This window comes from Bradyrhizobium sp. 190 (genome assembly GCF_023073415.1).
In the GTDB taxonomy this organism is placed as follows: Bacteria; Pseudomonadota; Alphaproteobacteria; order Rhizobiales; family Xanthobacteraceae; genus Bradyrhizobium.
In genome coordinates, this window is sequence record NZ_JADPJL010000062.1 from 75892 (window position 1) to 102767 (window position 26876).

General features: G+C 63.0%; 26 protein-coding genes. 13 read left to right on the plus strand and 13 right to left on the minus strand.

Translation table 11 applies throughout. The annotated features are described in order from the left end of the window. The first annotated feature begins 4 nt into the window (after positions 1-4). The 3 genes from IVB22_RS29595 (at position 5) to IVB22_RS29605 (ending at position 3666) form a co-directional block, all read left to right on the plus strand. Positions 5-1177, plus strand: coding sequence for a M20 aminoacylase family protein (locus IVB22_RS29595; protein WP_247520695.1), 1173 nt, complete (start codon positions 5-7; stop codon positions 1175-1177). After that, positions 1170-2594: an amidase gene (locus IVB22_RS29600; RefSeq protein ID WP_247520696.1), complete on the plus strand. Its 1425-nt coding sequence runs from the start codon at positions 1170-1172 to the stop codon at positions 2592-2594. Before IVB22_RS29595 ends, IVB22_RS29600 begins: the two co-directional genes overlap by 8 nt. Before the next feature lie 181 nt (positions 2595-2775). Beyond that, complete coding sequence (locus IVB22_RS29605) at positions 2776-3666, plus strand: crotonase/enoyl-CoA hydratase family protein (protein ID WP_247520697.1); 891 nt, start codon at positions 2776-2778, stop codon at positions 3664-3666. 99 nt (positions 3667-3765) lie between these two features. On the opposite strand, the gene IVB22_RS29610 is transcribed toward IVB22_RS29605, so the two are convergent. The 3 genes from IVB22_RS29610 to IVB22_RS29620 all read right to left on the minus strand — a co-directional run bounded on the left by IVB22_RS29610 (position 3766) and on the right by IVB22_RS29620 (position 6225). Further along, positions 3766-4740 carry an NADPH:quinone oxidoreductase family protein gene (locus IVB22_RS29610; protein WP_247520698.1) on the minus strand — a complete coding sequence of 325 codons (975 nt, stop codon included), beginning with the start codon at positions 4738-4740 and terminating at the stop codon, positions 3766-3768. Beyond that, the gene (locus IVB22_RS29615; protein ID WP_247520699.1) at positions 4740-5348 is read right to left on the minus strand and encodes a 2-hydroxychromene-2-carboxylate isomerase; all 609 of its coding nucleotides are present in this window, start codon (positions 5346-5348) and stop codon (positions 4740-4742) included. Before IVB22_RS29615 ends, IVB22_RS29610 begins: the two co-directional genes overlap by 1 nt. Before the next feature lie 175 nt (positions 5349-5523). Then, positions 5524-6225 (minus strand): glutathione binding-like protein, encoded by a 702-nt coding sequence (locus tag IVB22_RS29620; protein ID WP_247520700.1) that lies wholly within the window; start codon positions 6223-6225, stop codon positions 5524-5526. Between the two features lie 117 nt (positions 6226-6342). Here IVB22_RS29620 and IVB22_RS29625 point away from each other — a divergent pair, with 117 nt between their 5' ends. Then, positions 6343-7365 (plus strand): methionine synthase, encoded by a 1023-nt coding sequence (locus IVB22_RS29625; RefSeq protein WP_247520701.1) that lies wholly within the window; start codon positions 6343-6345, stop codon positions 7363-7365. 135 nt (positions 7366-7500) lie between these two features. Here IVB22_RS29625 and IVB22_RS29630 read toward each other — a convergent pair whose 3' ends face one another. The 3 genes from IVB22_RS29630 to IVB22_RS29640 form a co-directional block, all read right to left on the minus strand. Further along, positions 7501-8118: a hypothetical protein gene (locus IVB22_RS29630; protein WP_247520702.1), complete on the minus strand. Its 618-nt coding sequence runs from the start codon at positions 8116-8118 to the stop codon at positions 7501-7503. Positions 8119-8147: 29 nt separating this feature from the next. Continuing rightward, positions 8148-8657: a xanthine phosphoribosyltransferase gene (gene gpt / locus IVB22_RS29635; RefSeq protein ID WP_247520703.1), complete on the minus strand. Its 510-nt coding sequence runs from the start codon at positions 8655-8657 to the stop codon at positions 8148-8150. A 66-nt stretch (positions 8658-8723) separates the two neighbouring features. Beyond that, positions 8724-9461, minus strand: a complete 738-nt coding sequence (locus IVB22_RS29640) for a molybdopterin-binding protein (protein ID WP_247520704.1) — start codon at positions 9459-9461, stop codon at positions 8724-8726. A 218-nt stretch (positions 9462-9679) separates the two neighbouring features. Here IVB22_RS29640 and IVB22_RS29645 point away from each other — a divergent pair, with 218 nt between their 5' ends. From IVB22_RS29645 to IVB22_RS29655, 3 genes are all read left to right on the plus strand, one after another. Next, the gene (locus tag IVB22_RS29645) at positions 9680-11098 is read left to right on the plus strand and encodes a circularly permuted type 2 ATP-grasp protein (RefSeq protein ID WP_247520705.1); all 1419 of its coding nucleotides are present in this window, start codon (positions 9680-9682) and stop codon (positions 11096-11098) included. Positions 11099-11114: 16 nt separating this feature from the next. After that, positions 11115-12059, plus strand: a complete 945-nt coding sequence (locus tag IVB22_RS29650) for an alpha-E domain-containing protein (protein ID WP_214488697.1) — start codon at positions 11115-11117, stop codon at positions 12057-12059. A 168-nt stretch (positions 12060-12227) separates the two neighbouring features. Beyond that, the gene (locus IVB22_RS29655) at positions 12228-13067 is read left to right on the plus strand and encodes a transglutaminase family protein (protein WP_247520961.1); all 840 of its coding nucleotides are present in this window, start codon (positions 12228-12230) and stop codon (positions 13065-13067) included. A 124-nt stretch (positions 13068-13191) separates the two neighbouring features. Here IVB22_RS29655 and IVB22_RS29660 read toward each other — a convergent pair whose 3' ends face one another. Beyond that, a complete protein-coding gene (locus IVB22_RS29660; protein WP_247520706.1) occupies positions 13192-14781 on the minus strand; it encodes an ABC transporter substrate-binding protein in 1590 nt (529 codons plus the stop codon). Between the two features lie 329 nt (positions 14782-15110). On the opposite strand from IVB22_RS29660, the gene IVB22_RS29665 reads away from it, so the two are divergent. Together IVB22_RS29665 and IVB22_RS29670 are read left to right on the plus strand one after the other, a co-directional pair. Next, a complete protein-coding gene (locus tag IVB22_RS29665) occupies positions 15111-15869 on the plus strand; it encodes a proteasome-type protease (protein ID WP_247520707.1) in 759 nt (252 codons plus the stop codon). Between the two features lie 13 nt (positions 15870-15882). After that, entirely contained in the window at positions 15883-16647 is a 765-nt protein-coding gene (locus IVB22_RS29670) for an SDR family oxidoreductase (RefSeq protein WP_247520708.1), read from the plus strand. Between the two features lie 158 nt (positions 16648-16805). Here the strand turns inward: IVB22_RS29670 and IVB22_RS29675 are convergent, their stop codons facing one another. Continuing rightward, complete coding sequence (locus tag IVB22_RS29675; protein WP_247520709.1) at positions 16806-18029, minus strand: MFS transporter; 1224 nt, start codon at positions 18027-18029, stop codon at positions 16806-16808. A gap of 111 nt (positions 18030-18140) precedes the next feature. Between IVB22_RS29675 and IVB22_RS29680 the strand changes: the two genes are divergently transcribed. After that, positions 18141-19391, plus strand: coding sequence for a NupC/NupG family nucleoside CNT transporter (locus IVB22_RS29680; protein WP_247520710.1), 1251 nt, complete (start codon positions 18141-18143; stop codon positions 19389-19391). A gap of 140 nt (positions 19392-19531) precedes the next feature. On the opposite strand, the gene IVB22_RS29685 is transcribed toward IVB22_RS29680, so the two are convergent. Both IVB22_RS29685 and IVB22_RS29690 read right to left on the minus strand, forming a co-directional pair. Next, on the minus strand, positions 19532-20080 hold the full coding sequence (locus tag IVB22_RS29685) for a cupin domain-containing protein (protein WP_247520711.1): 549 nt from the start codon (positions 20078-20080) through the stop codon (positions 19532-19534). A gap of 161 nt (positions 20081-20241) precedes the next feature. Continuing rightward, positions 20242-20529: an usg protein gene (locus IVB22_RS29690; RefSeq protein ID WP_247520712.1), complete on the minus strand. Its 288-nt coding sequence runs from the start codon at positions 20527-20529 to the stop codon at positions 20242-20244. 381 nt (positions 20530-20910) lie between these two features. On the opposite strand from IVB22_RS29690, the gene IVB22_RS29695 reads away from it, so the two are divergent. The 3 genes from IVB22_RS29695 (at position 20911) to IVB22_RS29705 (ending at position 23882) form a co-directional block, all read left to right on the plus strand. Then, positions 20911-21225, plus strand: coding sequence for a co-chaperone GroES (locus tag IVB22_RS29695; protein WP_247520713.1), 315 nt, complete (start codon positions 20911-20913; stop codon positions 21223-21225). Between the two features lie 89 nt (positions 21226-21314). Beyond that, positions 21315-22958, plus strand: coding sequence for a chaperonin GroEL (gene groL, locus IVB22_RS29700; RefSeq protein WP_247520714.1), 1644 nt, complete (start codon positions 21315-21317; stop codon positions 22956-22958). A gap of 711 nt (positions 22959-23669) precedes the next feature. Continuing rightward, a complete protein-coding gene (locus IVB22_RS29705; protein WP_247520715.1) occupies positions 23670-23882 on the plus strand; it encodes a hypothetical protein in 213 nt (70 codons plus the stop codon). Positions 23883-24215: 333 nt separating this feature from the next. On the opposite strand, the gene IVB22_RS29710 is transcribed toward IVB22_RS29705, so the two are convergent. The 3 genes from IVB22_RS29710 to IVB22_RS29720 all read right to left on the minus strand — a co-directional run bounded on the left by IVB22_RS29710 (position 24216) and on the right by IVB22_RS29720 (position 26812). Next, a complete protein-coding gene (locus IVB22_RS29710; RefSeq protein WP_249805449.1) occupies positions 24216-24977 on the minus strand; it encodes a Crp/Fnr family transcriptional regulator in 762 nt (253 codons plus the stop codon). A 397-nt stretch (positions 24978-25374) separates the two neighbouring features. Continuing rightward, on the minus strand, positions 25375-25539 hold the full coding sequence (locus tag IVB22_RS29715; RefSeq protein ID WP_374207726.1) for a hypothetical protein: 165 nt from the start codon (positions 25537-25539) through the stop codon (positions 25375-25377). Positions 25540-25660: 121 nt separating this feature from the next. Continuing rightward, positions 25661-26812, minus strand: coding sequence for a slipin family protein (locus IVB22_RS29720; protein ID WP_247520717.1), 1152 nt, complete (start codon positions 26810-26812; stop codon positions 25661-25663). Positions 26813-26876: the final 64 nt, after the last annotated feature.

The window sequence follows — 26876 nt, forward strand, 5'->3', positions numbered from 1 at the left end:
AGACATGCCCACCATCGACCGCATCGACAGCTACGCCGAGGAACTCACCGCGATCAGACGCGATCTGCATGCCCATCCCGAGATCGGCTTCGAGGAAGTGCGTACCTCCGGCATCGTCGCGGAGAAGCTGAAGGGCTGGGGCATCGAGGTGCATCGCGGCCTCGGCGGCACCGGCGTGATCGGCGTGCTCAAGGGCAAGGGCAATGGCGGCAAGCGCATCGGCCTGCGCGCCGACATGGACGCGCTGCCGATGGAAGAGAATACCAACCTGAAATGGCGCTCGACGATTCCCGGCCGCTTCCACGGCTGCGGCCATGACGGCCATACCACGATGCTGCTCGGCACCGCGCGCTATCTGGCGGAGACGAAGAATTTCGACGGCACCGTGCATTTCATCTTCCAGCCCGCCGAGGAAGGCCTCGGCGGCGCGCGCGCCATGATCAAGGACGGCCTGTTCCAGAAATTTCCCTGCGACGAGGTCTACGGGCTGCACAATGCGCCGGACCTCAACCACGGCGAGATCGCGATCTTGCCCGGACCGGCGATGGCCGGCGCCGACTTCTTCGACATCAACATCCAGGGCTACGGCGCGCATGGCGCGATGCCGGAACGTTCCAAGGATGCGGTCATGATCGCGACCACGCTGGCGCAGGCGCTGCAAACGATCGTCAGCCGCAACGTCGATCCCTTGAAGGCGGCGGTGCTGTCGATCACCCAGATTCACGCGGGCTCCGCCTATAATGTAATCCCCGGCGACGCCAAGCTGTGCGGCACGGTGCGCGCCTTCGACGACGGCGTGCGCGCGCTGATCCGTGAACGCATGCGCGCGATCAGCGCCGGCATTGCCGCGACCTTCCAGTGCGAAATATCCGTCGATATCCGCGATGGTTTCAGCGTGCTGGTCAACGAGGAAGAACAGTCCAGGGTGGTCGAGGAGGTGGCGAAGACGATCGTCGATCCGGCCAATGTGTTGACGCGCTCGACGCCCAAAATGGGCAGCGAGGATTTCGCCGACATGATGCAGGTGGTGCCCGGCGCCTATTTCTGGATCGGCCATGACGGCTCGGTGCCGGTACACAATCCCGGCTACGTCCTCGACGACAAGATTCTGCCGATCGGCGCCAGCATGTTCGCCCGCATCATCGAAACCCGTTTGCCGGTAGGTTCGCATGCATAAACCAGCCGCCGAAGAAGGGATCACCTCGCTGCATGACCTTTCCGCCGTCGACCTGATCGCCGGCTATCGCGCCAGGCAGTTCTCGCCGTCGGAAGTGCTGGACGAAGTGATCGAGCATGTTGCGGCGTGGGAGCCGCATATCAACGCGCTCTATTTGTTCGATCCGGACGGCGCGCGCGCTGCCGCGAAGGCGTCGACTGACCGCTGGCAGAGAGGCGAGCCCGCAGGCGCGCTCGACGGCGTGCCCGTCACCATCAAGGATAATATCGCCACCAAAGGCCAGCCGATCCCGCTCGGCGCCGCCAGCGTCAAGCTTATACCGGCCGAGAAGGATGCGCCGCCCGCCGCGCGGTTGCGTGAATCCGGCGCGATCATCTTCGCCAAGACCACGATGCCGGATTACGGCATGCTGTCGTCGGGCCTCTCAAGCTTCCATCCCCTCACCCGCAATCCCTGGGACCTCAGCAAAAATCCCGGCGGCTCTTCCTCCGGCGCGGGCGCGGCAGGCGCGGCAGGCTATGGCCCGTTGCATCTCGGCACCGACATCGGCGGCTCGGTCCGGCTGCCGGCATCGTGGTGCGGCCTGGTCGCGCTGAAGCCGAGTTTTGGGCGCATTCCGTACGATCCGCCCTATGTCGGCCGCGTCGCCGGGCCGATGACCCGCACCGTCGACGATGCGGCGCTGATGATGTGCGTATTGTCGAAGCCGGACCGCCGCGACGGCATGAGCCTGCCGGCCGACAGCAGCATTCACTGGAAGACACTCGACAAATCACCGCGCAAGGTTCGCATCGGCCTGATGCTCGATGCCGGCACCGGCCAGCCGCTCGAAAGCGACGTGCGAAGCGTTGCCGTCAAGGCGGCCAAGGCGTTCGAGTCCGCCGGCGCCGTCGTCACAGAGGTCGACGGCATCCTGACGCGCGAGATGCTCGATGGGATCGACAATTTCTTTCGGGCGCGAATGTGGGACGATCTCTCAAAACTTTCGCCCGAGGAACGCGGCAAGGTGCTGCCCTACATCCACACATGGGCGGAAGCCGGCGCAAGACTTTCCGGCGTCGACGTCGTCAGGGGCTTCAACGCTACGATGGCGATCCGCGCGGCGGCTGCAAAACTGTTCTGCGACCTGGACTACGTGATTTCGCCGGTGTCGCCGGTGGTGAACTTCCCTGCCGAGTTCGCCGCCCCGGTCAACGATCCGGACAAGCCGTTCGAGCACATCGCTTATACCGTGCCGTGGAACATGGCTGAAAATCCCGCAATCTCGCTCAATGGCGGTCATGACAGCAAGGGTTTCCCGATCGGCGTGCAGATCGTCGGTCGCCGCTTCGACGATCTCGGCGTGCTCGGCATGGCCAAGGCATTCGAAGGCCTGCGCGGCCCGCAGCGGCCGTGGCCGTCGCCGCCGAAGAAGTAGCTTCTGTATACCTCCGTCATGGCCGGGCTTGTCCCGGCCATCCACGTCTTTACGCTCTCGATAGACAGAAAGACGTGGATGCCCGGGACATCTGGCGCGAAGACGCGCTTCGCGCTTTTGCCCAGGTATGACGATGCGTTGGGCAAATCGAACAAGAACACACAGGAAGGAAACACACCCCATGGCGTATGAGACCATCCAGTACGAGGTCGACGATCAGATTCTCACCATCACGCTGAACCGGCCCGACAAGCTCAACGCCTTCAACGGCACGATGCAGCAGGAACTGATCGTCGCCTTCGACGCTGCCGACAAGGACGACAATGTCCGCGCCATCATCGTGACCGGCGCGGGGCGCGGCTTCTGCGCCGGCGCAGACCTCTCCTCCGGCGCCAACACCTTCGACCGCGACGCACGCCGCGGCCCGGTGAAGCGGCTTGCCAGCGGCGCGGTCGACTACAGCGATCCCATGGTGCGCGACGGCGGCGGCCAGGTGACGCTGCGAATCTTCAAGTGCCTGAAGCCCGTGATCGCGGCGGTGAACGGACCGGCGGTCGGCATCGGCGTCACCATGCAGCTTGCGATGGACATCCGCATTGCTTCCGAGGCCGCGCGCTTCGGCTTCGTGTTCTCCCAGCGCGGCATCGTGCCGGAAGCTGCCTCGAGCTGGTTCCTGCCGCGTATCGTCGGCATCTCGCAGGCGCTGGAATGGTGCTATTCGGGGCGTGTCTTCCCGGCGCAAGAAGCGCTCGCCGGCCGCCTCGTCAGCAAGGTGGTGCCGCCGGACGATCTGCTGCCGACCGCGCGTGCATTGGCAAAAGAATTTGCGGCCAAGACCGCGCCGGTGTCGGTGGCGCTGATCCGGCAGATGATGTGGCGCATGATGGGCGCGGATGATCCGATGGAAGCCCACAAGGTCGACAGCCGCGGCATCTACGCCCGCGGGCGAAGCGACGACGTCAAGGAAGGCGTGGTGTCGTTTTTGGAAAAGCGCCCGGCCGAATTCAAGAACAAGGTTTCCAGCGACATGCCAGACTATTTCCCGTGGTGGCAGGAGCGGGAATATAAGTAGCCGGACCGTAGGGTGGGCAAAGCGAAGCGTGCCCACCAACTTTTTACGACGCGAGAATGGTGGGCACGGCGCAAGTGCGCCTTTGCCCACCCTACGGCATCACCCCATTGTCAACGCCACGCGCCCGATTGCCTTGCGGTCGATCAATAGCCGCATTGCCTTGGCGTAATCCTCAAGCGGCAACCGGTGCGAGATATTCGGACGCACCTTTCCCGCTTCCGCCCATTCCGTCAGCGCCTTGATCCTGACCTCGCCAAGCGCAGGATTTCTCCGCACTGCTTCGCCGGCGCGGACGCCGAGCACGCTCGCCCCCTTGATCATCAGGAGATTGGTCTTTGCCAGCCCGATGCCGCCGGTGAATCCGATGACCAGAAGCCGTGCGCCCCAGTTGATGCAGCGCATCGAATTCTCGAACACCTCGCCGCCGACGGGGTCGAACACCACATCCGCGCCCTGCCCACCAGTGATGCGCTTGACAGCATCGCGGAACGGCTCCTGATCGTAGCGCACGAGATGATCGGCGCCCCTCGCTTTCGCAATCGCGAGCTTTTCGTTGCTTGACGCCGTCGCAATCACGGTCGCCCCCAGCATCTTGCCGATCTCGACGGCGGCGAGCCCGACGCCGCCGCCCGCGCCGTGCACCAGCAGCACCTCGCCCGGCTCGAGCCGGCCACGGTCGATCAGCGCGTGATAGGCCGTGCCGTGGCCGGCCAGAAACGTCGCGCCCTCGGCGTAGTCGAACGTCGACGGCAGTTTTACGAGCTGCGAGGGCGTAGCGACCGCTTCATCGGAATAGGCGCCGTGCCGCATCTTGACGATCACACGGTCACCTACCGCGACGCCCTCGGCCGCGTTGACCTCGACGACATCGCCGGCGGCTTCCATGCCCGGCGTAAACGGCAGCGGCGGCTTGAGCTGATACTCGCCCGCCGCCATCAGAACGTCGGGGAAATTCAACCCGGCGGCACGGATGGCGACGCGCACCTGCCCGGGGGCCAAGGGTGCGGCGTCAAACGTTTCCAGGCGCAGGTTCTCCGGTGGGCCGAGCTCGCGGCAGACGACGGCTTTCGGCATCAGGCGGCCCGCGCCTTCAGGCGCTCCAGCGCCTCGCGGATCAAAGGCATCCGGTCGTTGCCGAAATACATGTCGGTCTTGTCGACATAGATGGTCGGCGAACCAAAACCGCCGCGCGCCATTACCTCATCCGTATTGGCCTTGAGCTGGTCCTTGATCGCCTGCTGGCCGATGCCCTCGAAGAATTTTACGTGGTCGATGCCAGCCTTCTTGCAGATTTCGGTCAGCACGGAATCCTGTGAGATGTCCTTGTCGCCACCCCAATAGGTCTCGAACACCGCGGTGGCAAACGGCACCATGTCCTGACCAAGCCAGATGCAGCCGCGCATCGCCTTGACGCTATTCACGGGAAACACAGTCGGCGGCATCTTGATCGCAAGCCCCGCAGAACTCGCCCAGTCGGCGAGGTCCTTCTTCATGTAGCGCGCCTTCAACGGCACCGGCGTCTCGCGCTGCGCGTAGACGCTCGGGTTCACGGTGTTGAAGATGCCGCCGACGAGGATCGGCCGCCAATTGATCTCGACGCCGAGCTCCTTGGCGAGCGGCTGGATATTGTGAAAGGCGAGATAGGTCCAGGGACTGGAGCAGTCGAAGAAGAATTCGATCATGGGGTTTCCTTTATTATCGTGTTTGCAGCGCTGTATTTTCACGTCACCCCTGAGGTGCCGTCGCGCAGCCGCGGCCTCGAAGGGTGGAGGGCCCTCGGCTTCGCATCCTTCGAGGCTCGCAAGAGCTCGCACCTCCAGCGATAACCGCGAAGCCGTTACGCAGGGATGACGATACCTACTTCCTCCCCGTCATCTCCTTCGCTTTCTGCCCGAACATATTCCGCCGCGCCTCCTCATCGAACGGCTCCTTCACGAACTTGCCGATCGCCAATCCTGCCTGCACCTGCGGCCGCGCGCGCACGTCAGCGTACCAGCGCTTGACGTTCGGATAGTCGTCGAGCGTAAAGCCCTGCGCCTTGTGCGTCATGGTCCAGGGGAAGCAGGCGATGTCGGCGATCGAGTAATCGCCGCCGACGTAGGCGCGTGTCTTGCCCAATTGGGTATCGAGCACGCGGTAGAGCCGCGCCGCCTCGTCGCGGTAGCGCTCGATCGCGTACGGGATTTTTTCCGCCGCATAGAGCGCGAAATGGCCGTGCTGGCCGAGCATGGGCCCCAGCCCACTCATCTGCCACATCAGCCATTCCATGACGCGGGAGCGCGCCCGCGTTTCCTTCGGCAGAAAGCGTCCGGTCTTGTCGGCGAGGTAGATCAGGATCGCGCCGGTCTCGAACACCGAAAACGGCCCCTTCCCGTCGGCGGGTTCATGGTCCACGATGGCCGGAATGCGGTTATTCGGGCTGATCGCCAGAAAGTCCGGCCTGAACTGCTCGCCGGCGCGGATATTGACCGGAATGACCTGATAGGGAAGCCCGAGTTCCTCCAGCATGATCGAGATTTTCCAGCCATTGGGCGTCGGCGCGTAGTGCAGGTCGATCATGGCTCCCCTAGCTGTCGATGCGGAAATATTCCCCGCGATGGCGACTTTCGTTGTTCTGTACCTCGATCATAAGACATGGCAGACAGGCGCTCAATCAGAACCGAGCGGGAGGCCCCTATGCTGTTTCCAACCACAATCGCAGGCTCTTTGCCCAAGCCGGAATGGCTGGCCGAGCCCAATACGCTGTGGGCCCCCTGGAAATCCGAGGGCGACGAGCTCGCCCGCGCCAAGCGCGACGCCACCATGCTGGCGGTGAAGCTGCAGGAGGATGCCGGCGTCGATATCGTCACCGAGGGCGAGCAGGCCCGCCAGCATTTCGTCCATGGCTTCCTAGAGAAGGTCGAGGGCATCGATTTCGCGCACAAGGTCGAGATGGGCATAAGGAAAGACCGCTACAAGGCGATGGTGCCGCAAGTGGTCGCGCCGCTGACGCTGAAGGGCCGCGTCCATGCCGATGAAGCCCGCGTCGCCCGCGCCCATACCACCCGCAAGCTGAAATTCACCCTGCCCGGCCCGATGACCATCGCCGACACGGTTGCCGACAAATATTACGGCGACAAGGTCAAGATGGCGTTTGCCTTCGCCGAACTGCTCAACAACGAGGCCAAGGCGCTGCAGGCCGACGGCGTCGACGTGATCCAGTTCGATGAGCCCGCTTTCAACGTCTTCATGGACGAGGTCTCCGACTGGGGCATCAAGGCGCTGGAGCGCGCCGCCGAAGGCCTGACCTGCACCACCGCCGTGCACATCTGCTACGGCTACGGCATCAAAGCCAATACCGACTGGAAGGAAACGCTGGGCAGCGAGTGGCGGCAATACGAGGATATCTTTCCGGCAATCGCCAAGAGCCCGATCCAGCAGGTCGCGATCGAGTGCCGCAATTCGAAAGTGCCGCTGGATTTACTGGCGCTTCTCCCTGGCAAGGTCGTCCAGGCCGGCGTGATCGACGTCGCCAGCGATACGGTGGAGACGGCCGAGGATGTCGTGAAGGTCATCGAGGCGGTGTCGAAATTCGTGCCGCTGAGCAACATCGTCGCGACCACGAATTGCGGCATGGCGCCGATGCGGCGGGATATTGCGGAGGCGAAGCTGGCGGCGCTGGGTGCGGGCGCGAAGCTGGCGCGGGAGAAGTTGGGCTGAAACGTTCCCGTCTGTTTCAGCCGTCATGGCCGGGCTTGTCCCGGCCATCTACGTCTTGGCTTCCGTTAGAAAAGGAAGTCGTGGATGCCCGGGACAAGCCCGGGCATGACGGAGGACAGAGCGGGGCTCAAACTTTCAATTCTCCGCACTCGGATGCAGCACCAGCCGATATCCGGCACTGAGCGCGCGCAGCGTTGAGGGCGGTGTCAGCAGCAGCGCGTTCTCGATCTTGCCATCCGCCTCGACATAGCCAGCCATCGACCATTGCATCGCCCTGCCCTGCACGATCAAGAAACTCTCCTCACCTGCCTGCACCATCGCGCCATCAGGCAATTGCGCAACCGGCATCGGAAGCGGATGGAGCCGCTTCTTCCCCCGGTCCAGCCGCTCGCGATGCAGCACGCCATCCATCTCCCGCGCGCGAATGTCCACCACGCCATTGCCCTCCTCCCACGCCGCTCGAAACCGGTTGGCATCGTCGCGGCGGCAAAAGAAACAGGGACGATGGCCGGCCGCGAATGCGGTCGCCTCGTCGAGAAAGAACAGCTCGGTCCAGCTTCGGGTGGCCATCACCTTGCGCCGCCAGCCGCGGAATTCGCAGACGCAGGTGATCCACGCCGGGCTCGACCAGCGCTTCTTCAGCAATGTCTTCGTCGCGGGCTCGTGGATGATGCCGCGATTGCCGGTGAACAGGCCGCGATGCGGGGTGGCGATGATGTCGCCGGTGGGCGTGACGCGGTTTTGAAGGGGCATGGGTTGGCTCAGTCGTTAGCCACGCCCCGTCACGGACGGATCGGCGGCTGGAACGACAGCGCAGTATCCCAGGGAAAATGAATCCAGGTATCCTGCGACACCTCGGTGATAAACGTATCAACCAGCGGCTTACCCTGCGGCTTGGCATAGACAGCCGCGAAATGCGCATCCGGCATCATCGAACGCACCAGCCGCCCGGTCTTGCCGGTGTCGACGAGGTCGTCGACGATCAGCAGCCCCTTGCCACTGCCGCCGCCGAGCTTTGCCACCTCAGTCGAAACGCCCTTGAGCGCCTGCAGGTCGCCCTGCCGGGTGTGGTCGTAGCTGGCAATGCAGACGGTATCGATGATGCGAATGCCGAGTTCGCGCGCCACGATGGCCGCCGGCACCAGCCCACCGCGGGTAATCGCAATGATGGCATGAAACGGGCCGACCTCGTTGAGCCGCCAGGTCAGCGCCCGGCAATCCCGGTGAAACTGGTCCCAGGAGACCGGAAAGGCTTTCTCCGGCGGCGGAGTGGCATTTTCGCGCGCCGTCATGAGCGCGCTCCAGAACGATTTGTCACCCTTGTTCTCCGTAACTTCGAAACCGGATCACTCGCGCCGCTACCGCGCGACGTTCAATCCCGCCAGCATCTCCTTCACCGCGGCCATCGCGGCGTTGAGTTTTTCCGGATCGCGCGAGCGGACGACGAGGTTGGTGTTCGGCTTCTTGTCCTCGTCCATGAACGGATAGCTGCCGATGATGGTGTCGGGATGGGCATTGGCAATCTCGCGCAGCGGCCCGCCGATGTCGCCTTCCCGCGCATTGGCGCGGACCGAGTCCGAGAGCATCCGCACACCCGACTTCAGCTTGGGCGCGACGATGTCCATCATCGCCTGCATGATCGAGGGGATGCCGGCCATCACGATGACATTGCCGAGCTTGAAGCCGGGAGCAAGGATGGTGGCGCTCTGGATCAGATCGGCGCCATCGGGCACCCGGGCCATGCGCAGCCGCGCCTCGTTCAGATCCTGTTCGGTCCAGCGTTCGCGGAAGCGCGCCACCACCTCGGGGTGATGGTCGATCCCGACACCGAACGCCTTGGCGACGCTGTCAGCGGTGATGTCGTCATGGGTCGGGCCGATACCGCCGGTCGTAAAGACGTAGTTGTAGCGATGCCGCAGTGCATCAAGGGCGGCGATGATGTCGGCTTCATCGTCGGCGACGACGCGGACCTCCTTGAGGTCGATCCCGATATTGGTCAGGTACTCGGCGATGAAGCCGATGTTCTTGTCCTTGGTCCGGCCGGACAGGATCTCGTCGCCAATGACCAGAATACCCGCCGTGACGATCTCGCTCATGACTTCTCCCCACCTGCCCCGTACCTTGCGCAAGCAACGCATTGAAGTCACGGGGGTTTGCTGCCGAAATAAGCACCCGGCAGCCTTTTTTCCGGGCAGCACGGCGGACTACCCATACCAAATGCCGCAAGCCAATGCATATCGCGCTGGCCCGGCCCTTGCTACCATCCCTTCAGGTCATGCACTGTGGCGCATGACTTGGGGGATATTCAGAATTTATGGCAGCTGCGTTCGATGAAATGAATGGTCCCGGCGGCGACCTCCGCCCGGCCTATCGGGAGCTCTCCCGTTGGCTGAAGGAGACGCCTCCGGACGCTCTGGAATATCGCCGGCAGGAGGCGGAACTGCTGTTCCGCCGGATCGGCATCACCTTCGCGGTCTATGGCGACGCCGAAGCCCAGGAGCGGCTGATCCCCTTCGACGTGATCCCGCGAATCATGTCGGCCAAGGAATGGGCCACGCTGGAAAAGGGCCTGAAGCAGCGGGTGCGCGCGCTCAACATGTTCCTGCGCGACATCTATCACGGCCGCGACATCCTGCGCGCCAACATCATCCCCGACGACCTGATCTTCCAGAACCCGGTGTTCCGGCCCGAGATGAACGGCCAGAGCGTGCCACACGACGTCTACGTGCACATCGCCGGGATCGACATCGTCCGGGTCGACGCCGATAATTTCATCGTGCTGGAGGACAATGCGCGGACGCCCTCGGGCGTGTCCTACATGCTGGAAAACCGCGAAATCATGATGCGGCTGTTTCCGGATCTGTTCGCCCGCCACCGCGTCGCACCGGTGGAGCGATATCCCGACGAACTGCTCTCGGCGTTACGCTCGGTGGCACCGATCTCGGCCTCGGCGGAGCCCACCGTCGCGCTGATGACGCCCGGCGTCTACAATTCCGCCTATTACGAACATTCCTTCCTGGCCGACAAACTGGGGATCGAGCTGGTCGAGGGCCGCGACCTCATCGTCAAGAACGACGAGGTGTTCATGCGCACCACCGAGGGGCTGAAGCGCGTCGACGTGATCTACCGTCGCGTCGACGACGATTTCCTCGACCCCCTCACCTTCCGCCCGGATTCGGCGCTCGGGGTGCCCGGCCTGATGTCGGCCTATGCGGCCGGCAATATCACGCTGGCGAACGCGGTCGGCACCGGGATCGCCGACGACAAGGCGATCTATTCCTACATGCCGGAGGTCGTAAAATTCTATCTCGGCGAAGAGCCGATCTTGAAGAACGTGCCGACCTGGCGCTGCCGCGAGCCGAAGGACCTGTCGTACGTGCTCGACAATCTCAGCGACCTCGTGGTGAAGGAAGTGCACGGCTCCGGCGGCTATGGCATGCTGATTGGACCTGCCGCGACGAAAGCAACCATCGAGGCGTTCCGCGACAAGCTCAAGCGCGAGCCCGAGGGTTTCATCGCCCAGCCGACGCTGGCGCTGTCGACCTGCCCGACCTGCACCGCGTCGGGCCTCGCGCCGCGCCATGTCGATTTGCGGCCGTTCGTGCTGACGGGGAGCAGGCACGTCACCATCGTGCCGGGCGGGCTGACGCGGGTGGCACTGAAGGAAGGCTCGCTGGTGGTCAATTCGAGCCAGGGCGGCGGCACCAAGGACACCTGGATACTGGACGAATAGAGAGCGAAATTTTCGTATGCTGTCGCGCACTGCCGAAAACCTCTACTGGCTGGCCCGCTACGTCGAACGTGCCGAATATATCGCGCGCACCATCGACGCGACCTTGCGCGTCACAGCACTTCCCGCCGCCTATATCGGCAAGACCAACGAGTGGGAATCGGCGCTGCTGACCGCCGGCGTCAGCGCGAGCTTCTACGAGGCCTATCAGGAAGCCAACGAGCAGAACGTCGTCGAGTACCTCGCGTTTTCCCCCTCCAATCCCTCCTCGATCAAGAACTGCATCGAGGCAGCGCGGCTCAATTCGCGTTCGGTGCGCACCGCACTGACGTCAGAGATGTGGGACACCATCAACTCGGCCTGGATCGAATTGCAGGAGGTCTGGGGCAAAGGCACCTCCAGCCGTGAGGAACTGGCGCGGTTCCTCCGCTTCGTGCAGGAGACCTCGCTGCGGTTCGACGGTTCGGCCTACCGGACCATGCTGCGCAACGACGCCTACTGGTTCTCCCGCCTCGGCCTGCACCTGGAGCGCGCCGACAACACCGCCCGCATTCTCGACGTGAAGTACCACGTGCTGCTGCCCGAGGAGGAACATGTCGGCGGCCCGCTGGACTATTACCAGTGGACCTCGATCCTGCGCTCGGTGTCGGCGCTGACCGCCTATCACTGGGTCTATCGCGAGACGCTGAAACCCTGGTTGATTGCCGACCTTTTGATCCTGAACGACACCCTGCCGCGTTCGCTGGCGAGCTGTTACAGCAACCTCGTGCGCAATCTCGACCAGATCGGCGTCGCCTATGGCCGCCAGGGCGCCTCCCAGCGCCACGCCCGCGGCGTCCGCAACCGGCTTGAACACAGCCATATGGACGATATCTTTCAGCACGGCGTCCATGAGTTCATCCAGGAATTCATCTCGGACAATGCGCGCCTCGGTGAGATCATCACCCGGCAGTATTTGATTTAGAGATTTCGGACGAAACGCAACCAAACGCCATCAAAGCCGGGCTTGTCCCGGCCATCCACGTCTTGCTATGCCAACCGGTGGACGTGGATGCCCGGGACATCTAGCGCGAAGACGCGCTTCGCGCTACTGCCCGGGCATGACGGTCAGGACCTCAACTGGTTTAGCCCAATGCGCCTGCGAATTGCCCATTCCACCAGCTATCGCTACGAGCCACCGGCCTCGGGCGTGATCCAGATTTTGCGCATGACGCCCGGCAGCCATGACGGGCAATATGTCGCCGAATGGCAGATCGACGTCTCCACGGACTCCCGGCTCGACATGCACCAGGACGCATTCGGCAACGTCACGCATGTGCTCACCCACGGCGCGATCGCCGACCTCACCATCCGTGTCGAAGGCCTGATCGAGACCCACGATACCGGCGGCGTGCTGCGCGGCACCGACGAGCGCTTTCCGCCGAGCCTGTTCCTGCGCCAGACCGCGCTGACCGAGGTCAATCCGGCGATGGCGACGTTTGCCCGCGAGATGCGCTCGGAATCCGATGGCGACGTGCTCGGCTTCCTGCACGCGCTGATGGTGCAGATCAACGAGCATATGACCTTCGACGAGGACCCCACCAACTCAGGCACGTCGGCGGCGGAAGCTTTCGCGCTCAAGCGCGGCGTCTGCCAGGACTACGCCCACATCTTCATCGCCTGCGCCCGCTCGGGCGGCGTGCCGGCGCGCTTCGTCTCCGGACACTTCCTGCGCTCCGACGGCACCGTGCACCAGCAGGCCGGCCACGCATGGACGGAAGCCTATGTGCCTGATCTCGGCTGGGTCGGCTTCGATGCCGCCAACGGCATCTGCACCACCGATGCCCATGCCCGTGTCGCGATCGGGCTGGACTATCTCGGCGCCGCGCCGGTGCGCGGCACGCGCTATGGCGGCGGTGCGGAGACGCTGACGGTGGCGGTCAAGGTCGATCGGGCCGGACGATCGGGACAGTGGCAGAGCCAGTCGCAGTAAGCTTGTACCGTCATTGCAAGGACTCGTAGGGTGGGCAAAGCGAAGCGTGCCCACCATTAAACATTGAGATCGTGGAGATATGGTGGGCACGGCGCGATGCGCCTTTGCCCACCCTACGATTCCGTTACTTATCCAGCCATACATCCTCGAACCGCAAATTGTTGTACTGGCTGTTGTCATGCGGCCGAAAGTTCTTCACGTGGGGTTGCCAGCAATTGCCGGCCGATGAGTGCAGGATGATCGGCCGCGCAGCATCCTCGACCAATAGCCGCTCGATATCCCAGACCATCTTCCTGCGTTTTTCCTTGTCGAGCTCGCTCGATTGCGCGGCCAGCAGCCGGTCAACCTCGGCATTGCAATACTGCGTGTAGTTGCGCTCCGACTTGCAGGAATAGTTCTCGACGATGTTGCCGTCGGGATCGTCGACGCTGACGCCGGTGACGTTCAGTCCGATCGTGTAATCTTTTTTGGCCAGCCGCGCGTACCAGCGCGGCGTATCGAGAATGTCGAGTTCGCTCGTGATGTGGATCTTCTTGAGCTGGTCAGTCAGGATCACGGCGGGATCGCGATAGGTCGGCAGGTTTCGGGTCTGGATCTTGATCTGCAGCGGTTTGGCGTCGCTGTAGCCGAGCTTCTGCATGATCGACTGCGCCTCGGCGATGTTCTTTTCGGTATCCGGACCGTAGCCGGTCAGCGAAGTTACCATTTCCGGCGGCATACCCCATTCGCCTTCGGGCTTGGCAAGCATCGCCCCGCCCATCCGCGCCATCCCCTCCATCAGGATGGTGTTGAAGGGCTTGCGGTCCAGCGCCAGCGACATCGCCTTTCGGATATCCGGATTGTCGAAAGGCGGATTGACGCGGTTGACCATCAGATTGATCTGGGTTCCCGTGGCCGTCATCTCGCAGATCGCGTTCGGCGCGCGTGCCTTGATGTCCTTCATCAGGGGAACGCTGACGTCGGAGGGAAAAGTGATGTCGTAGTCACCGGTGGCGAACGCCAGCATGCGCGTGGCGCGGCTGTCGATCATCCGGAACGTGATCTCGTCCAGATACGGACGATCCTTCTTCCAGTAATCGGAATTGCGCACCAGACGCACCGACTCACCGCGCTTGAACTCGACGAATTTGAAAGGGCCGGTGCCGACGGGCTTGGTGCGCATCACCTGCTGCGGCACATGACAGGGATAGACCGGCGAAAACGCGCTCGCCAGGAGCACCGGCAGGCTGGGCTGCGGCTCGCTCAGTTCGAACGTCGCCTCGTAATCGCCGTTGATGCTGACATCCTGCAGCTTCGTGTACCAGACTTTTCGCGGATTGCGCTTGAAGTCCTGGGTCTCGGTCTTGCCGATCAGCATCCGCCAGGTGCACTGCACGTCCTTGGCCGTGAACGGCTGGCCGTCGTGCCATTTCACGCCCTGCCGCAGCTTGAAGGTCAGCTTGGTGTTGGTGGAATCCCACGACCAGCTTTCGGCCAGATCAGGAATGACAGTGTCGATGCTCTCATGAACCCTGGCGGGATCGAACACGACGAGATTGTTGAAGATCGCCGCGAACGGCGTCACCGAGGCGATCGTCGCTTCCTCATGCAGCGAGGTCGAGGGCGGATTGTCGTTGTGGTAGAGCCTGAGCGTGCCGCCCTTTTTCTGCGCGGCGGCGGGACTTGCAGCGAAAAGTGCGGTGCCGAGAAGCACCATGAGGTTCCAGGCGCGCATTCAGCCTCCCAATGTATTTTCTTTTCTTGTAGCTATGGGTGGTCGCAACGTAACGCAGCCGATGCCGGCCGGCGACACTATCTTTGCATACCCCGTTCCCGGAAAAGTTGCACCGCGATCGGGCTGCCCTGATCTTCGAGAACTCGCCCATCGGGTGGGCCAACCGCACCCCGGCGGATATTCGCCGGCGTGAGACGCCATGCCGCCTCGGGCAAGGCGGGTTTTAGTCGCCGGCGCATGCCGCGCCACGGGAATTGGGGTTGGATGCCCCCCTGAAATTGGCTACTAGTTTGGCCGCCAAAGGTATCGGGCGCGTTCGGGGACTTGGAATGACCTATTGCTGCGGAATTCTGGTTCGGGACGGTCTCGTCATGATTGCGGATACCCGCACCAATGCCGGGCTCGATAACGTCTCGACCTTCCGCAAGCTGCACGTCTTCTCAAAACCCGGCGAGCGCATCATGGCGATTGCCAGCGCCGGCAACCTGGCGATCAGCCAGTCAGTGCTGTCGACATTGACCGAGGGCATCGAAGACCCCAACACCGGCGAGATCGAGACGCTGATGAACGCGCCGACCATGTTCCAGGCGGCGCAGCGCATCGGGCGGGCGATCCGCCTGGTCCATGCCACCGAAGGCCCGGCGCTGCGATCCGAAGACGTCAGCTTCGACGTCTCCTTCCTGTTCGGCGGACAGATCAAGGGCTCGCGGATGCGGCTGTTCATGGTCTACACCGCCGGCAATTTCATCGAATGCACCACCGACACGCCCTATTTGCAGATCGGCGAGCACAAATATGGCAAGCCGGTGCTGGACCGCGCGATGCATTACGACGTCGAACTGTATGAGGCGCTGAAGACCGGGTTGATCTCGATGGATTCGACCATGCGCTCCAACCTCGGCGTCGGCCTGCCGATCGACGTGCTGGTAGTGCGGACAGATGCCTGCGAGGCCGATCTCAACCACCGCATCGAGGCGGGCGAGCCCTATTTCCACGATCTGCGTTCCCGCTGGTCGGCGGCACTGCGGGCGGCGCATCAGAATATTCCAAGACCACCCTACAAATCCGAAACAGAAACAAAAAACTGAAGGCGAGGAAACAATGGCCGACGCAACAAACAAGATCGCAATCGTGACCGGTGCCGGCACCGGCGTCGGGCGCGCCGCTTCGCTCGCGCTGATGAATGCCGGCTTCACCGTGGTGCTGGCCGGGCGCCGCATGGAGATGCTGGAAGAAACCAAGAAGCTCGGCGACAATGTCGGCAAGAGCCTGTGCGTGTCCGCCGACATGACTGATCCCGGCTCGATCGCGGCGCTGTTCGCCAAGGTGAAGGATACCTATGGCCGGCTCGACGTTCTCTTCAACAACGCCGGCATGGGCGCGCCGCCGGTGAATTTCGAGGATCTCAGCCTCGAACAGTGGCAGGCGGTGGTGAACACCAACCTCACCGGTCCCTTCCTGTGCACGCAGCACGCCTTCCGCATCATGAAGGATCAGAACCCGCGCGGCGGCCGCATCATCAACAACGGCTCGATCTCGGCGCACGCGCCACGGCCGTTCTCGGCGGCCTACACGTCGACCAAGCACGCGATCACCGGTCTCACCAAAGCCTCCAATCTCGACGGCCGCATGTACGATATCGCGGTCGGCCAGGTCGACATCGGCAATGCCGCGACGCCAATGACCGACCGCATGGTCGCCGGCCCCGGTGTGATGCAGCCCGATGGCACGATGAAACAGGAACCGCGCATGGACGCGAAGGCGGTCGGCGACGCCGTCGCCTACATGGCCGGCCTGCCGTTGGATGCCAACGTGCTGTTCATGACGGTGATGGCGAGCAAGATGCCGTTTGTCGGGCGGGGGTAGACAAACCCACCGGCGTCGTCCCCGCGAACGCGGGGACCCATACTCCGCGGCGCGGATTGGGTTACGAGACGTCTACCGTTCGTGTTCACACGAGATATCACGCGGTATGGGTCCCTGCGTTCGCAGGGACGACATGCTAAGACATCGTAGCGCAACCCCTACTCCAGCCGCTCCACCTTCCGCAGCGCCGGGAACAGCTTCATCCACAGCAGCGCGATCGCGATCGTACCGACGCCGCCGAGTACGGCGGCCGGCACGACGCCGAACAGCGCCGCGGTGACGCCGCTTTCGAACTGACCGAGCTGGTTTGAGGCATTGATGAAGAGGAAATTGACCGCGCCGACCCGGCCGCGCATCTCGTCGGGCGTCGAAAGCTGCACCAGCGAAAAACGGATCACCACGCTGATCGTGTCCGCCGCGCCCAGTACCGCCAGCGCCAGCACCGACAGCCACATCCACTGCGAGAGAGCGAACACGACCGTCGCCGCGCCGAACACGATCACGGCCTGAAACATCCGTAATCCGATATGTCGGTTGATAACGTAGCGCGCCAGCACGATCGTCATCAGCAGCGCGCCGACCGCGGGCGCGGCACGCAGGATGCCGAGACCCAGCGGGCCGGTTTCAAGAATGTCGCGCGCATAGATCGGCAGCAACGCCGTGACGCCGCCGAGCAGCACGGCGAACATATCGAGCGAGATGGTGCCGAGGATCGCCGGGTTGCTGCGGATGAAGCGCACGCCGGCGAACACATCGTCGGCGATCGCATCCGGTTTCGAAAGCTCCTGCTTCGTGATGTGGATGAAGCCGGTCAGAACCGCGCCCACCAGCCAGAAGGCGACGATGACGAAATAAGGCAGGCTTGGCGCGAACACATAAGCCAGCCCGCCGAGCGCAGGTCCCGTGATGGTCGCGACCTGGGCTGCGCCGGAGGAGATCGCAGTCGCGCGCTGCACCGAACCTTTGGGGGCGATCAGCGGCAGAAGCGCGGCCGTGGCCGGGCTCTCGAAGGCGCCGGCGATCCCGATCACGAACGTAGCGATGAATATCTGTACGTCGGTGAGCCAGCCGCCAAAGGTGGAGACCGCCAGGAACAGCGCGGTCGCCGCTTCCGCGAGCTGGCAGAGCTGCACCACGCGCTTGCGCTCGAACCGGTCGGCGGCATGGCCGGCCACGAAAACGAGCAGCGCTGTGGGCAGGAATTGCACCAGCCCGACCATGCCGAGCTGAAAAGCGCTGCCGGTGATGTCGTAGATCTGCCAGCCGATCGCAACGGCGGCGATCTGGCTGGCGAAGCGCGAAAGGCTTCGCGACAACAGGAAGAACAGGAACGGCCCGTGCCTGAGCAGGTCGCGGGCGCCCACCGGCATCGTCGAGGACATGGAGAGACGGGGTGGCTGAGCGGGATGCAGATGTCAACGTGCAGACCCGCAACACGGCATTGCGCGGCCGCGCGGCGCTGGCATAATCGCACCGGGGTTGGCGGGGGATTCATGCTGCAACTGCAATCGGCGTTCGGCGTGCTGGCATTGCTGGCGATTGCGTGGGCGCTCAGTGATAACCGCCGCGCGGTCTCGTTGCGGCAAATGGCAGTCGGGCTTGCGGTCACCGTCGTCACGGCGCTGGTGCTGCTCAAGCTGCCGCCGGTCGCGAAGGCGTTCGGCGCCATCAACGACGCCGTCAACACGATCTCGGCGGCGACGCGTGCCGGCACTTCCTTCGTGTTCGGATATCTCGGCGGCGGCGCCCTGCCCTTCGACCTCAAGGCGCCGGGCGCGGATTTCATCCTGGCATTTCAGGCGCTTCCGATCGTGCTCGTCATGAGCGTTCTGACGACGCTGCTGTTCTATTGGCGCATCCTGCCGCCGATCGTGCGCAGCATGGCGTGGCTGCTGGAGCGCACGCTTGGTGTCGGCGGCGCGGTGGGCCTGTCCACCGCGGCGAATATCTTCCTCGGCATGGTCGAGGCGCCGCTGTTCATCCGCCCTTATCTCGCGCAACTCACCCGCAGCGAATTGTTTCTGGTGATGACCGGCGGCATGGCCGGCATCGCCGGCACCGTGCTGGTGCTCTACGCCACCTTCCTCGCACCGCTGATTCCGGACGCGGCGGCGCATTTTGTCATTGCCTCCGTGCTGAGCGCGCCAGCGGCAATCCTGATCAGCCTGATCATGGTGCCGGAGACTTCGGACAAGCGCACGGGTGGATCATTGGAAGATCCCGACATGCACGCCTCCTCCACGATGGACGCCATCGCCAAGGGCACCACGGCCGGGCTCGAATTGCTGCTCAACATCATCGCGATGCTGCTGGTGCTGGTCGCGCTGGTTTACCTCGTCAATGCCGTCCTCGGGCTGTTGCCCGAGATCGGCGGCGCCAAAATTTCGCTGCAGCGCCTGCTTGGCTACCTGATGGCGCCGGTGTGCTGGCTGATGGGCCTGCCCTGGTCGCAGGCCGTCACGGCAGGCAGCCTGATGGGCACCAAGACCGTGCTCAACGAATTGATCGCCTATCTCGACCTGTCAAAACTCGGCACTGATACACTCGACCCGCGCTCGCGGCTGATCATGCTCTACGCGATGTGCGGCTTTGCCAATTTCGCCAGCCTCGGCATCATGATTGGCGGCCTCGGCACCATGGCCCCGGAGCGGCGCGAGGAGATCAATGCGCTCGGATTGAAGTCGATCGTCTCGGGCACACTGACGACGTGTTTGATGGGGGCGATCGTGGGGGTGTTGACGTAAGGTCGTCAACTCGTAGCCCGGATGGAGCGAAGCGCAATCCGGGATCAGTTCGTTAGCTTGCGAGAGCGGCCCCGGCTTTCGCGGAGCCTGTCATCGGGCGCGCATTCGCGCGACCCGTTGGCTTCATCCGTGCTACAAGATCAGCTCGCCAACTCCACCGTTTTGAACTCCGCCGGCAAGATCACTTCCAGCAATTCGACGTCGTCGGAATAATCCATGATCAGATGCTTGATGCGCGGCGGCTGCGTCCAGGCGCTGCCTTCCTTCATCAGCGTCTCGCCCTGGCCTTCCATGTAGGTCTTCACCCAGCCCTTGAGCACGTAGACCATCTGGAATTCGACGTCGTGGTAATGCAGCTTTGAAACTTCCGCCGGATTGCAGGGCCCCTGCAGGCGGATCACATGCGCCTGCGCCAGGCCGTGGGTCGCCTCCGCAATGCCGAGGTCGCGGTAATGCGCGTAAGTGCGCAGACCGTCGGCCTTGAAATCTTCTTCGCGGTGATGGCTGATGGCGATGCGCTGCTTCGGTCGCGCCTTCTTGGCCGGCTTGGGCTTGGCCGCTGCAACGCCCCTCGCCTTGGATTTGACTGTCTTGCGGGCCGAAGACTTGGCTGCCGTCTTGTGGCCCGACCATTTTTTCTTCACGGCGGTCTGCGCCGCGGGACGTGATGCCGCCTTCTGCTTGGCCATGGATTCCTCCCTTTTTTGTTTGTCGCGGGAGGCTAACACGAATTCAATTTCGTAGGGTGGGCAAAGGCGCGCTTCGCGCCGTGCCCACCATCAAGCGCGAGATCGAAATTGGCAGGGTGGGCACGCTTCGCTCTGCCCACCCTACGGCGCCAGCGTTGGCCTCAATGCAGCCTGAACACGCCATCCACCGCGCGCAGTTCGGCTGGCTTGATCAGCCTGGAATGCGCGACGGTGACGGAGAACAGCGGGCCATCGAGCTTTTCCTGCCAGAAGGCGAGGAAGTCCTGGAGCGCCGGAAATTTCGGGCAGAGATCGTAGTTCTGCCAGACATAGGTCTGCAGCAATGAGGGGTGATCCGGCATCCGATACAGGATTTGCGCCGTCGTCAGCCCGTAACCCAGCACCTGCTTCCGGAAGTCTTCGGAAGCAACTCCAACCCGCGAGACCATGCCAAACCTCCATTGCTGGAAGCGCATTTCACGTGGTGGCCACACACCGAGCCACCCCGGCGGAGATGCGCTCACATGAGAGAAATGTGACGCACGATACCAACCCATCACAAGCCTAAATGTTTAATGAATTGTTGAAAATTCACGCGTTAGCAGCAGCTTACCGCACCTGCTAATACGGGGTCCGCGACCCCGTCCGCCGAATTAATCATGATTAACGAAATTGGCAGGCGTCATATTTGAGTGCCAATTTTTCTGCTAGAAGCCCTTGTCCCCCGAACAAGACTGGCCTAAATCAGCCGCAGCCGTGTTGGCACTCGCCTGCCCGGACTGCCAAAATTTCCAATTCTGACAACATCTTCAGAAACTTAGGAGGACTGCATGAAATTCCGTCCGCTTCACGACCGCGTCGTGGTCAAGCGCATCGACGCCGAAGAGAAGACTGCTGGCGGCATCATCATTCCGGACAGTGCCAAGGAAAAGCCCTCGCAGGGCGAAATCACCGCCGTGGGCCCGGGTGGCCGCGACGAAGCCGGCAAGCTGATCCCGATCGACCTCAAGGTCGGCGACCGCGTGCTGTTCGGCAAATGGTCGGGCACCGAGGTCAAGATCGACGGTGAAGATCTCCTGATCATGAAGGAGAGCGACATCATGGGCGTACTCGACGTCCCCGCCTCCAAGAAGAAGGCTGCCTAAGCCACCGCCTGCAACGCTCACCCTGAGGAGCGCCCGCGAGGCGCCTCCCCGACAGGGTGAGATCCAGCATCAACTCAGGGATACCAAATATGTCAGCTAAAGAAGTCAAATTCGGCGTAGATGCTCGCGACCGCATGCTGCGCGGCGTCGACATCCTCGCCAATGCCGTCAAGGTCACGCTCGGCCCCAAGGGCCGCAACGTCGTGCTCGACAAGTCGTTCGGCGCTCCCCGCATCACCAAGGACGGCGTCACTGTCGCCAAGGAGATCGAGCTTGAGGACAAGTTCGAGAACATGGGCGCGCAGATGGTGCGCGAAGTCGCCTCCAAGTCCGCGGACGCTGCCGGCGACGGCACCACCACCGCGACCGTTCTGGCGGCTGCGATCGTCCGTGAAGGCGCCAAGTCGGTTGCCGCCGGCATGAACCCGATGGATCTGAAGCGCGGTATCGACCTGGCTGTGGAAGCCGTGGTCGCCGACCTCGTCAAGAACTCCAAGAAGGTCACCTCGAACGAGGAAATCGCTCAGGTCGGCACCATCTCCGCCAACGGCGACGCCGAGATCGGCAAGTTCCTGGCTGACGCCATGAAGAAGGTCGGCAACGAGGGCGTCATCACGGTGGAAGAAGCCAAGTCGCTCGAGACCGAACTCGACGTCGTCGAGGGCATGCAGTTCGACCGCGGCTACATCTCGCCCTACTTCGTCACCAACGCCGACAAGATGCGCGTTGAAATGGACGACGCCTACATCCTGATCAACGAGAAGAAGCTCTCCTCGCTGAACGAGCTGCTGCCGCTGCTCGAAGCCGTGGTGCAGACCGGCAAGCCGCTGGTCATCGTCGCGGAAGACGTCGAAGGCGAAGCTCTCGCCACCCTCGTCGTCAACCGTCTGCGTGGCGGCCTCAAGGTTGCTGCCGTCAAGGCTCCGGGCTTCGGCGATCGCCGCAAGGCCATGCTGCAGGACATCGCCGTTCTGACTGGCGGTCAGGCGATCTCGGAAGATCTCGGCATCAAGCTCGAAAACGTGACCCTGCAGATGCTCGGCCGCGCCAAGAAGGTGATGATCGACAAGGAAAACACCACCATCGTCAACGGCGCCGGCAAGAAGGCCGATATCGAGGCGCGCGTCCAGCAGATCAAGGCGCAGATCGAGGAAACCACCTCGGACTACGACCGCGAGAAGCTGCAGGAGCGCCTGGCCAAGCTCGCGGGCGGCGTCGCCGTGATCCGCGTTGGCGGCGCGACCGAAGTCGAGGTGAAGGAGCGCAAGGACCGCGTGGATGACGCGATGCATGCGACCCGTGCGGCGGTTGAAGAAGGCATCGTGCCGGGCGGCGGCGTCGCTCTGCTCCGCGCCTCCGAGCAGCTCAAGCGCATCAAGACCCAGAACGACGACCAGAAGACCGGCGTCGAGATCGTGCGCAAGGCGCTGTCCGCGCCGGCCCGCCAGATCGCGATCAACGCCGGTGAAGACGGCTCCGTCATCGTCGGCAAGATCCTCGAGAAGGAGCAGTACAATTACGGCTTCGACTCGCAGACCGGCGAATACGGCAATTTGGTCACCAAGGGCATCATCGACCCGACCAAGGTGGTTCGTGCGGCGATCCAGAACGCGGCGTCGGTCGCGGCTCTCCTGATCACCACCGAAGCCATGATCGCCGAACTGCCGAAGAAGAACGCCGGCGGCGGCGGCGGGATGCCTCCGGGCGGCGGCATGGGCGGCATGGACTTCTGATCCAGCCACTCAAGGCGTTACTCAAGGAATGCAAAACCCCGGCAGCGATGCCGGGGTTTTTGTTTGAGCAGACGGTGCGGACGACCGCTACTGCGCAGTGAACGCCGACGCCCGTTGCGACGTCACGCTGAAAAATTCGCAACGTCACGCTGACGAAAAGGCTTCACGCTCGCGCAGGATATCCCTGTTATGCACACCACTCCGCAAATATACGATGGTGTATGTTGACAATTTCAAAAAAAATTTGCGCGAGAGTCGCAAACCGAACCGACAGTCCGGCTTTTCGTGGGGCAAAGTAACGTTGGGGCTGGTCAAGGCTCATCCAAAATCTGATCGGAACACGGAGCGCGAGCTCTCGTGACGCTGGCGAGCGTCGCGGGGAATGCTTTCGCCTGAGAAGGACAATCGTGCCGTGAGTGAAAGCGAAGTGAAAATCACGCTGAACGCGACAAGTGAGCCTATCAGGAAATACTTCACCAAGGTTTTTCATCGAGCCGGCGAACAAAGCTGCGCTCAACGTCCAAGGTTCGTTTGAGGAGGGATCCGGCCGGTAGGAATAAGCCCAGTAGCGAGCATGAGCCCCACTGCCCAATGCTCGATCAGACAAGGTGCGCGATGCCCCCCAAGTAACCCGCACCGACAAGGCGAACTCCAACCGGCCGGTGCTTTTCAGCAAGAGACAAATAAGAAAGCAATTTCCAGGGAGGCGACATGGGTATGGTCATGGTCAAGTGTCCGCAAACCGGGCACGCGATTCCCACCGGCATCAAGACTGATCGTGAGAGCTTTGCGCGAAGCGCGGTGTTTTTCTCGCGCACCCGTTGTCCGATTTGCCGCGCCGATCACGCCTGGTTCGCGCGGGAAGCCTGGGTCGACGAGCCGAGCATCCGGGTCCGGCACCGCAGCGAGGCCTCGCTAGCGTAGGCGTCGACACGGATCAGGCTGTCATCGCGATGGGGGGACACCATGGCGCGAATGCAAATATCGACTGAAACGTCCACCTGGTTGCTGCAGGCCAAGGACTTTCTTTACGAGGCACGACGGCTGAAGCCGGGTCCTGAGCGCAATGATCTGCGCCAGACGGCGAAGGTGCTGCGAGAGATTGCGAGGCTCGAGGCGGCATCCGAGCAAGCACCCGGCCGAAATTGGCGGCAGAGAAACGGATCGGGCGGAGAATCCGCTGTTTGAAGGTTTTTCCGGGAATGCCGCAGCGGCAAGTCGCGATGCGGAAGATCGAGCGGTTGCGCGGAAACGCGCTCACATGGCACCGCCCGATTTGATTCCTGGAATGCGTCGGTCTTCGGGCGGAGCCGCCGCGCGAGATCGGGCCGATTTCGTCGCGAACATCTCCTCGACTTCGAGATGCATGACGTTGTGGCATTCGCACGCTGCCGCCGCGAGCCGCGCCGGGTCGATCTCGATCAGGCCTCGTCGATCGGACCTGATCGCTCCACCCGCGCGCAGCTTGCGCATCAGGAGCGTCACGGTCGTACGTCGCACACCGAGGATCTGCGAGAGCGCCTGCTGGGTGAGCGGGAGCACATCATGGTCGACGCGGTCGCGAAGCTGAAGCAACCAGCGAGCCATGCGCGCTTCGACCGGGTGAAGCGCGTTGCAGGCCGAACCGAGCTGAAGTTGCTTCAGCATCGCCTTGACGTGAATCTGGACCGCGTGCCGTATCGCTGGGCTCCGGGTGAAAGCGGTGTGAAATCGCGATGCGGGTATCCGGGCGGCGGTGCCGGCGGCACGAACGACCGCGGTATTGTCTGCAGACGACGGCCCGAGCACCGAAAGAATACCTACCGCCCCTTCGCGCCCGACTGCGGCGATGGCAACCGTATGCCCGTCCGCCATGTCGATCATCAGCGAGATGGCGCCGCTATGAGGGAAGAAGACGTACTCGATCGCGTCACCCGCCCGCGAGATGACCGCGTCCTGATCAAGCGCAACCATCTCAAGCTCGGGCCTCAGCAGGTCAAGGTCCGATGCCGGCAATGCTGCAAGAAGGCGATTACCCATTCCCGCAGGAGGCGTCACTGCGGGGAACCCGCGGTGAAAGGTCCGCGACCATCGCCATTTGGAGTGTCCCGGAACGGCGGCCTGAACATGAGCTTAAATCTGCTTTCTCTATGCACACTCACTCAAACAAACTCTCAACTCTAACAAATAAACTTCAAACGCTCGGGCGCGAGGCTGCCTGCTCGCGCTCTCAAGGAGTTAGATGCAAATGGGCGTCCGGACGCAACCGTAAAATACGCATGGGTAACACCGTAAGCTTACGGGGCCGTGCGGTTCCAATTCCGGCGCACGGCAAGCCGACTAGCGTTTGAAATGGCGGCCTTTGCTTCTCAATGAGCAGCCACGGCGAGATCCGCGTCGGACGTTGCGGGCCGGCGTTGTAATGCAGCCACTGGTGTCACGCTATTGCACCACCGTGCCGATCCGCCCGTGACGAATGGCGGGCTGCGCGCCGTTGCCACCGGCATCGATGGAAAGGCAAATCATGCCCACGCGACCGATGACATTCTCCAGCGGAATATATCCGGCTGTCGCTAGAGTTGTCGCGGTTATCGCCGAGCACGAACGGGTGGCCGGCCGGGACGGTGAGAAGACATTGGTACTGTCGTAGAAACCCTTATCGACACAGCTGCACGATGCCTGAAAACAAAAAATGAAGGGCCGCCCATGGGCGACCCTTCCTGTTATGCGTTCTCCGCGGGCTTCAAGCGGACCAGCTTTGTGAGCAGCGCGTCGAGGCCCTGCCCGTCACCCGCATGCAGGTCGATCCGGCCGACCTTCTCCACCAGCCGCTCCAGCGACTCCAGCTCCTTAAGCCGCAGCAGCAGAGGGTTCTCCTCCATCAGCCTGGCGGTGTTCAGAAGAGACCGCGTCGCCGCCGTCTCTTCCTGCCGGCGGATCAGGTTCGCCTTCGCGACCCGCTCCGCCTCCACCACCTTGTTGACGAGTTCGCGGATCTCGCCGGGCAGGATCACGTCCTTCACGCCGAGTTCGGAGACCTCGACACCGCTATCGGCGATGCGCGCACGTACGTAGTCGCGCAGCTCCGCGTCCAGCGCAGCCTTCGCCGACAGCACCTCGTCGAGCGTGCGGCCGGCAACCGCTTCGCGGATCGCGAACTGCACCAGGCGGTACAGCCACGCATCCACGTCGGGCACAGCCGCAACCACGCGCTCGGGGTCGACGATCCGTCGGAATGCCGTCAGGGTCACACGCAGCGCGATGCGATCCCTGGTCAGCATTTCCTGCGCGGTGATCTCGACCGCCTGGGGACGCAGATCGAGGCGCTTCACCTCGATCTTGCGGCCGGCGATCCAGAAGGCGTGCCGACCGGGCGCGAGCCGCTCCACCAGCCGGCCCTCGACGTAGAGCAGACCGGCCTCGTGGTTCTCGACCACCGCTTCCGTCACGATGGTAGGACGGTTGCGCTCGATCATCGCCAGGTGACGCGCGGTCACGCGGGGATCGCTGGCCACGTCGATGCGCTCGACATCGATCGAGGTTGCGACCTTCCAGTAGACGCGCGCCTGCCAGGGCGTCATCAGGTGCACGGGACGACCGTCAAGGCTGACGATGGCGATCTCGTTCGCCTTCGTCTCCACCGCCTCGAACAGCTCCGTGGCCAGATCGGGCCGCGCGGCCTTCAGCACCGCGTAACGCTCCGGGGGGAATTCGGTGCGAACGACGTTGAAGATCTCCGCCGTCAACTGACGCCTGAAATCGAGCAGCCGGTGACGACCGGGTTCGAGCACGCGCTCGAGCCTGCCGTTACGCGTCAGCAACGCGCGCTCGCCATCCTTCACCGTCAGCGTCTTCATCAGCAAATGCCAGGTCATGGCACGCCTCCATAGGTTTGCCCTCCGGCCCTCGCGGGGTCGGAAAGCGGGTTTCGTTTTGCAA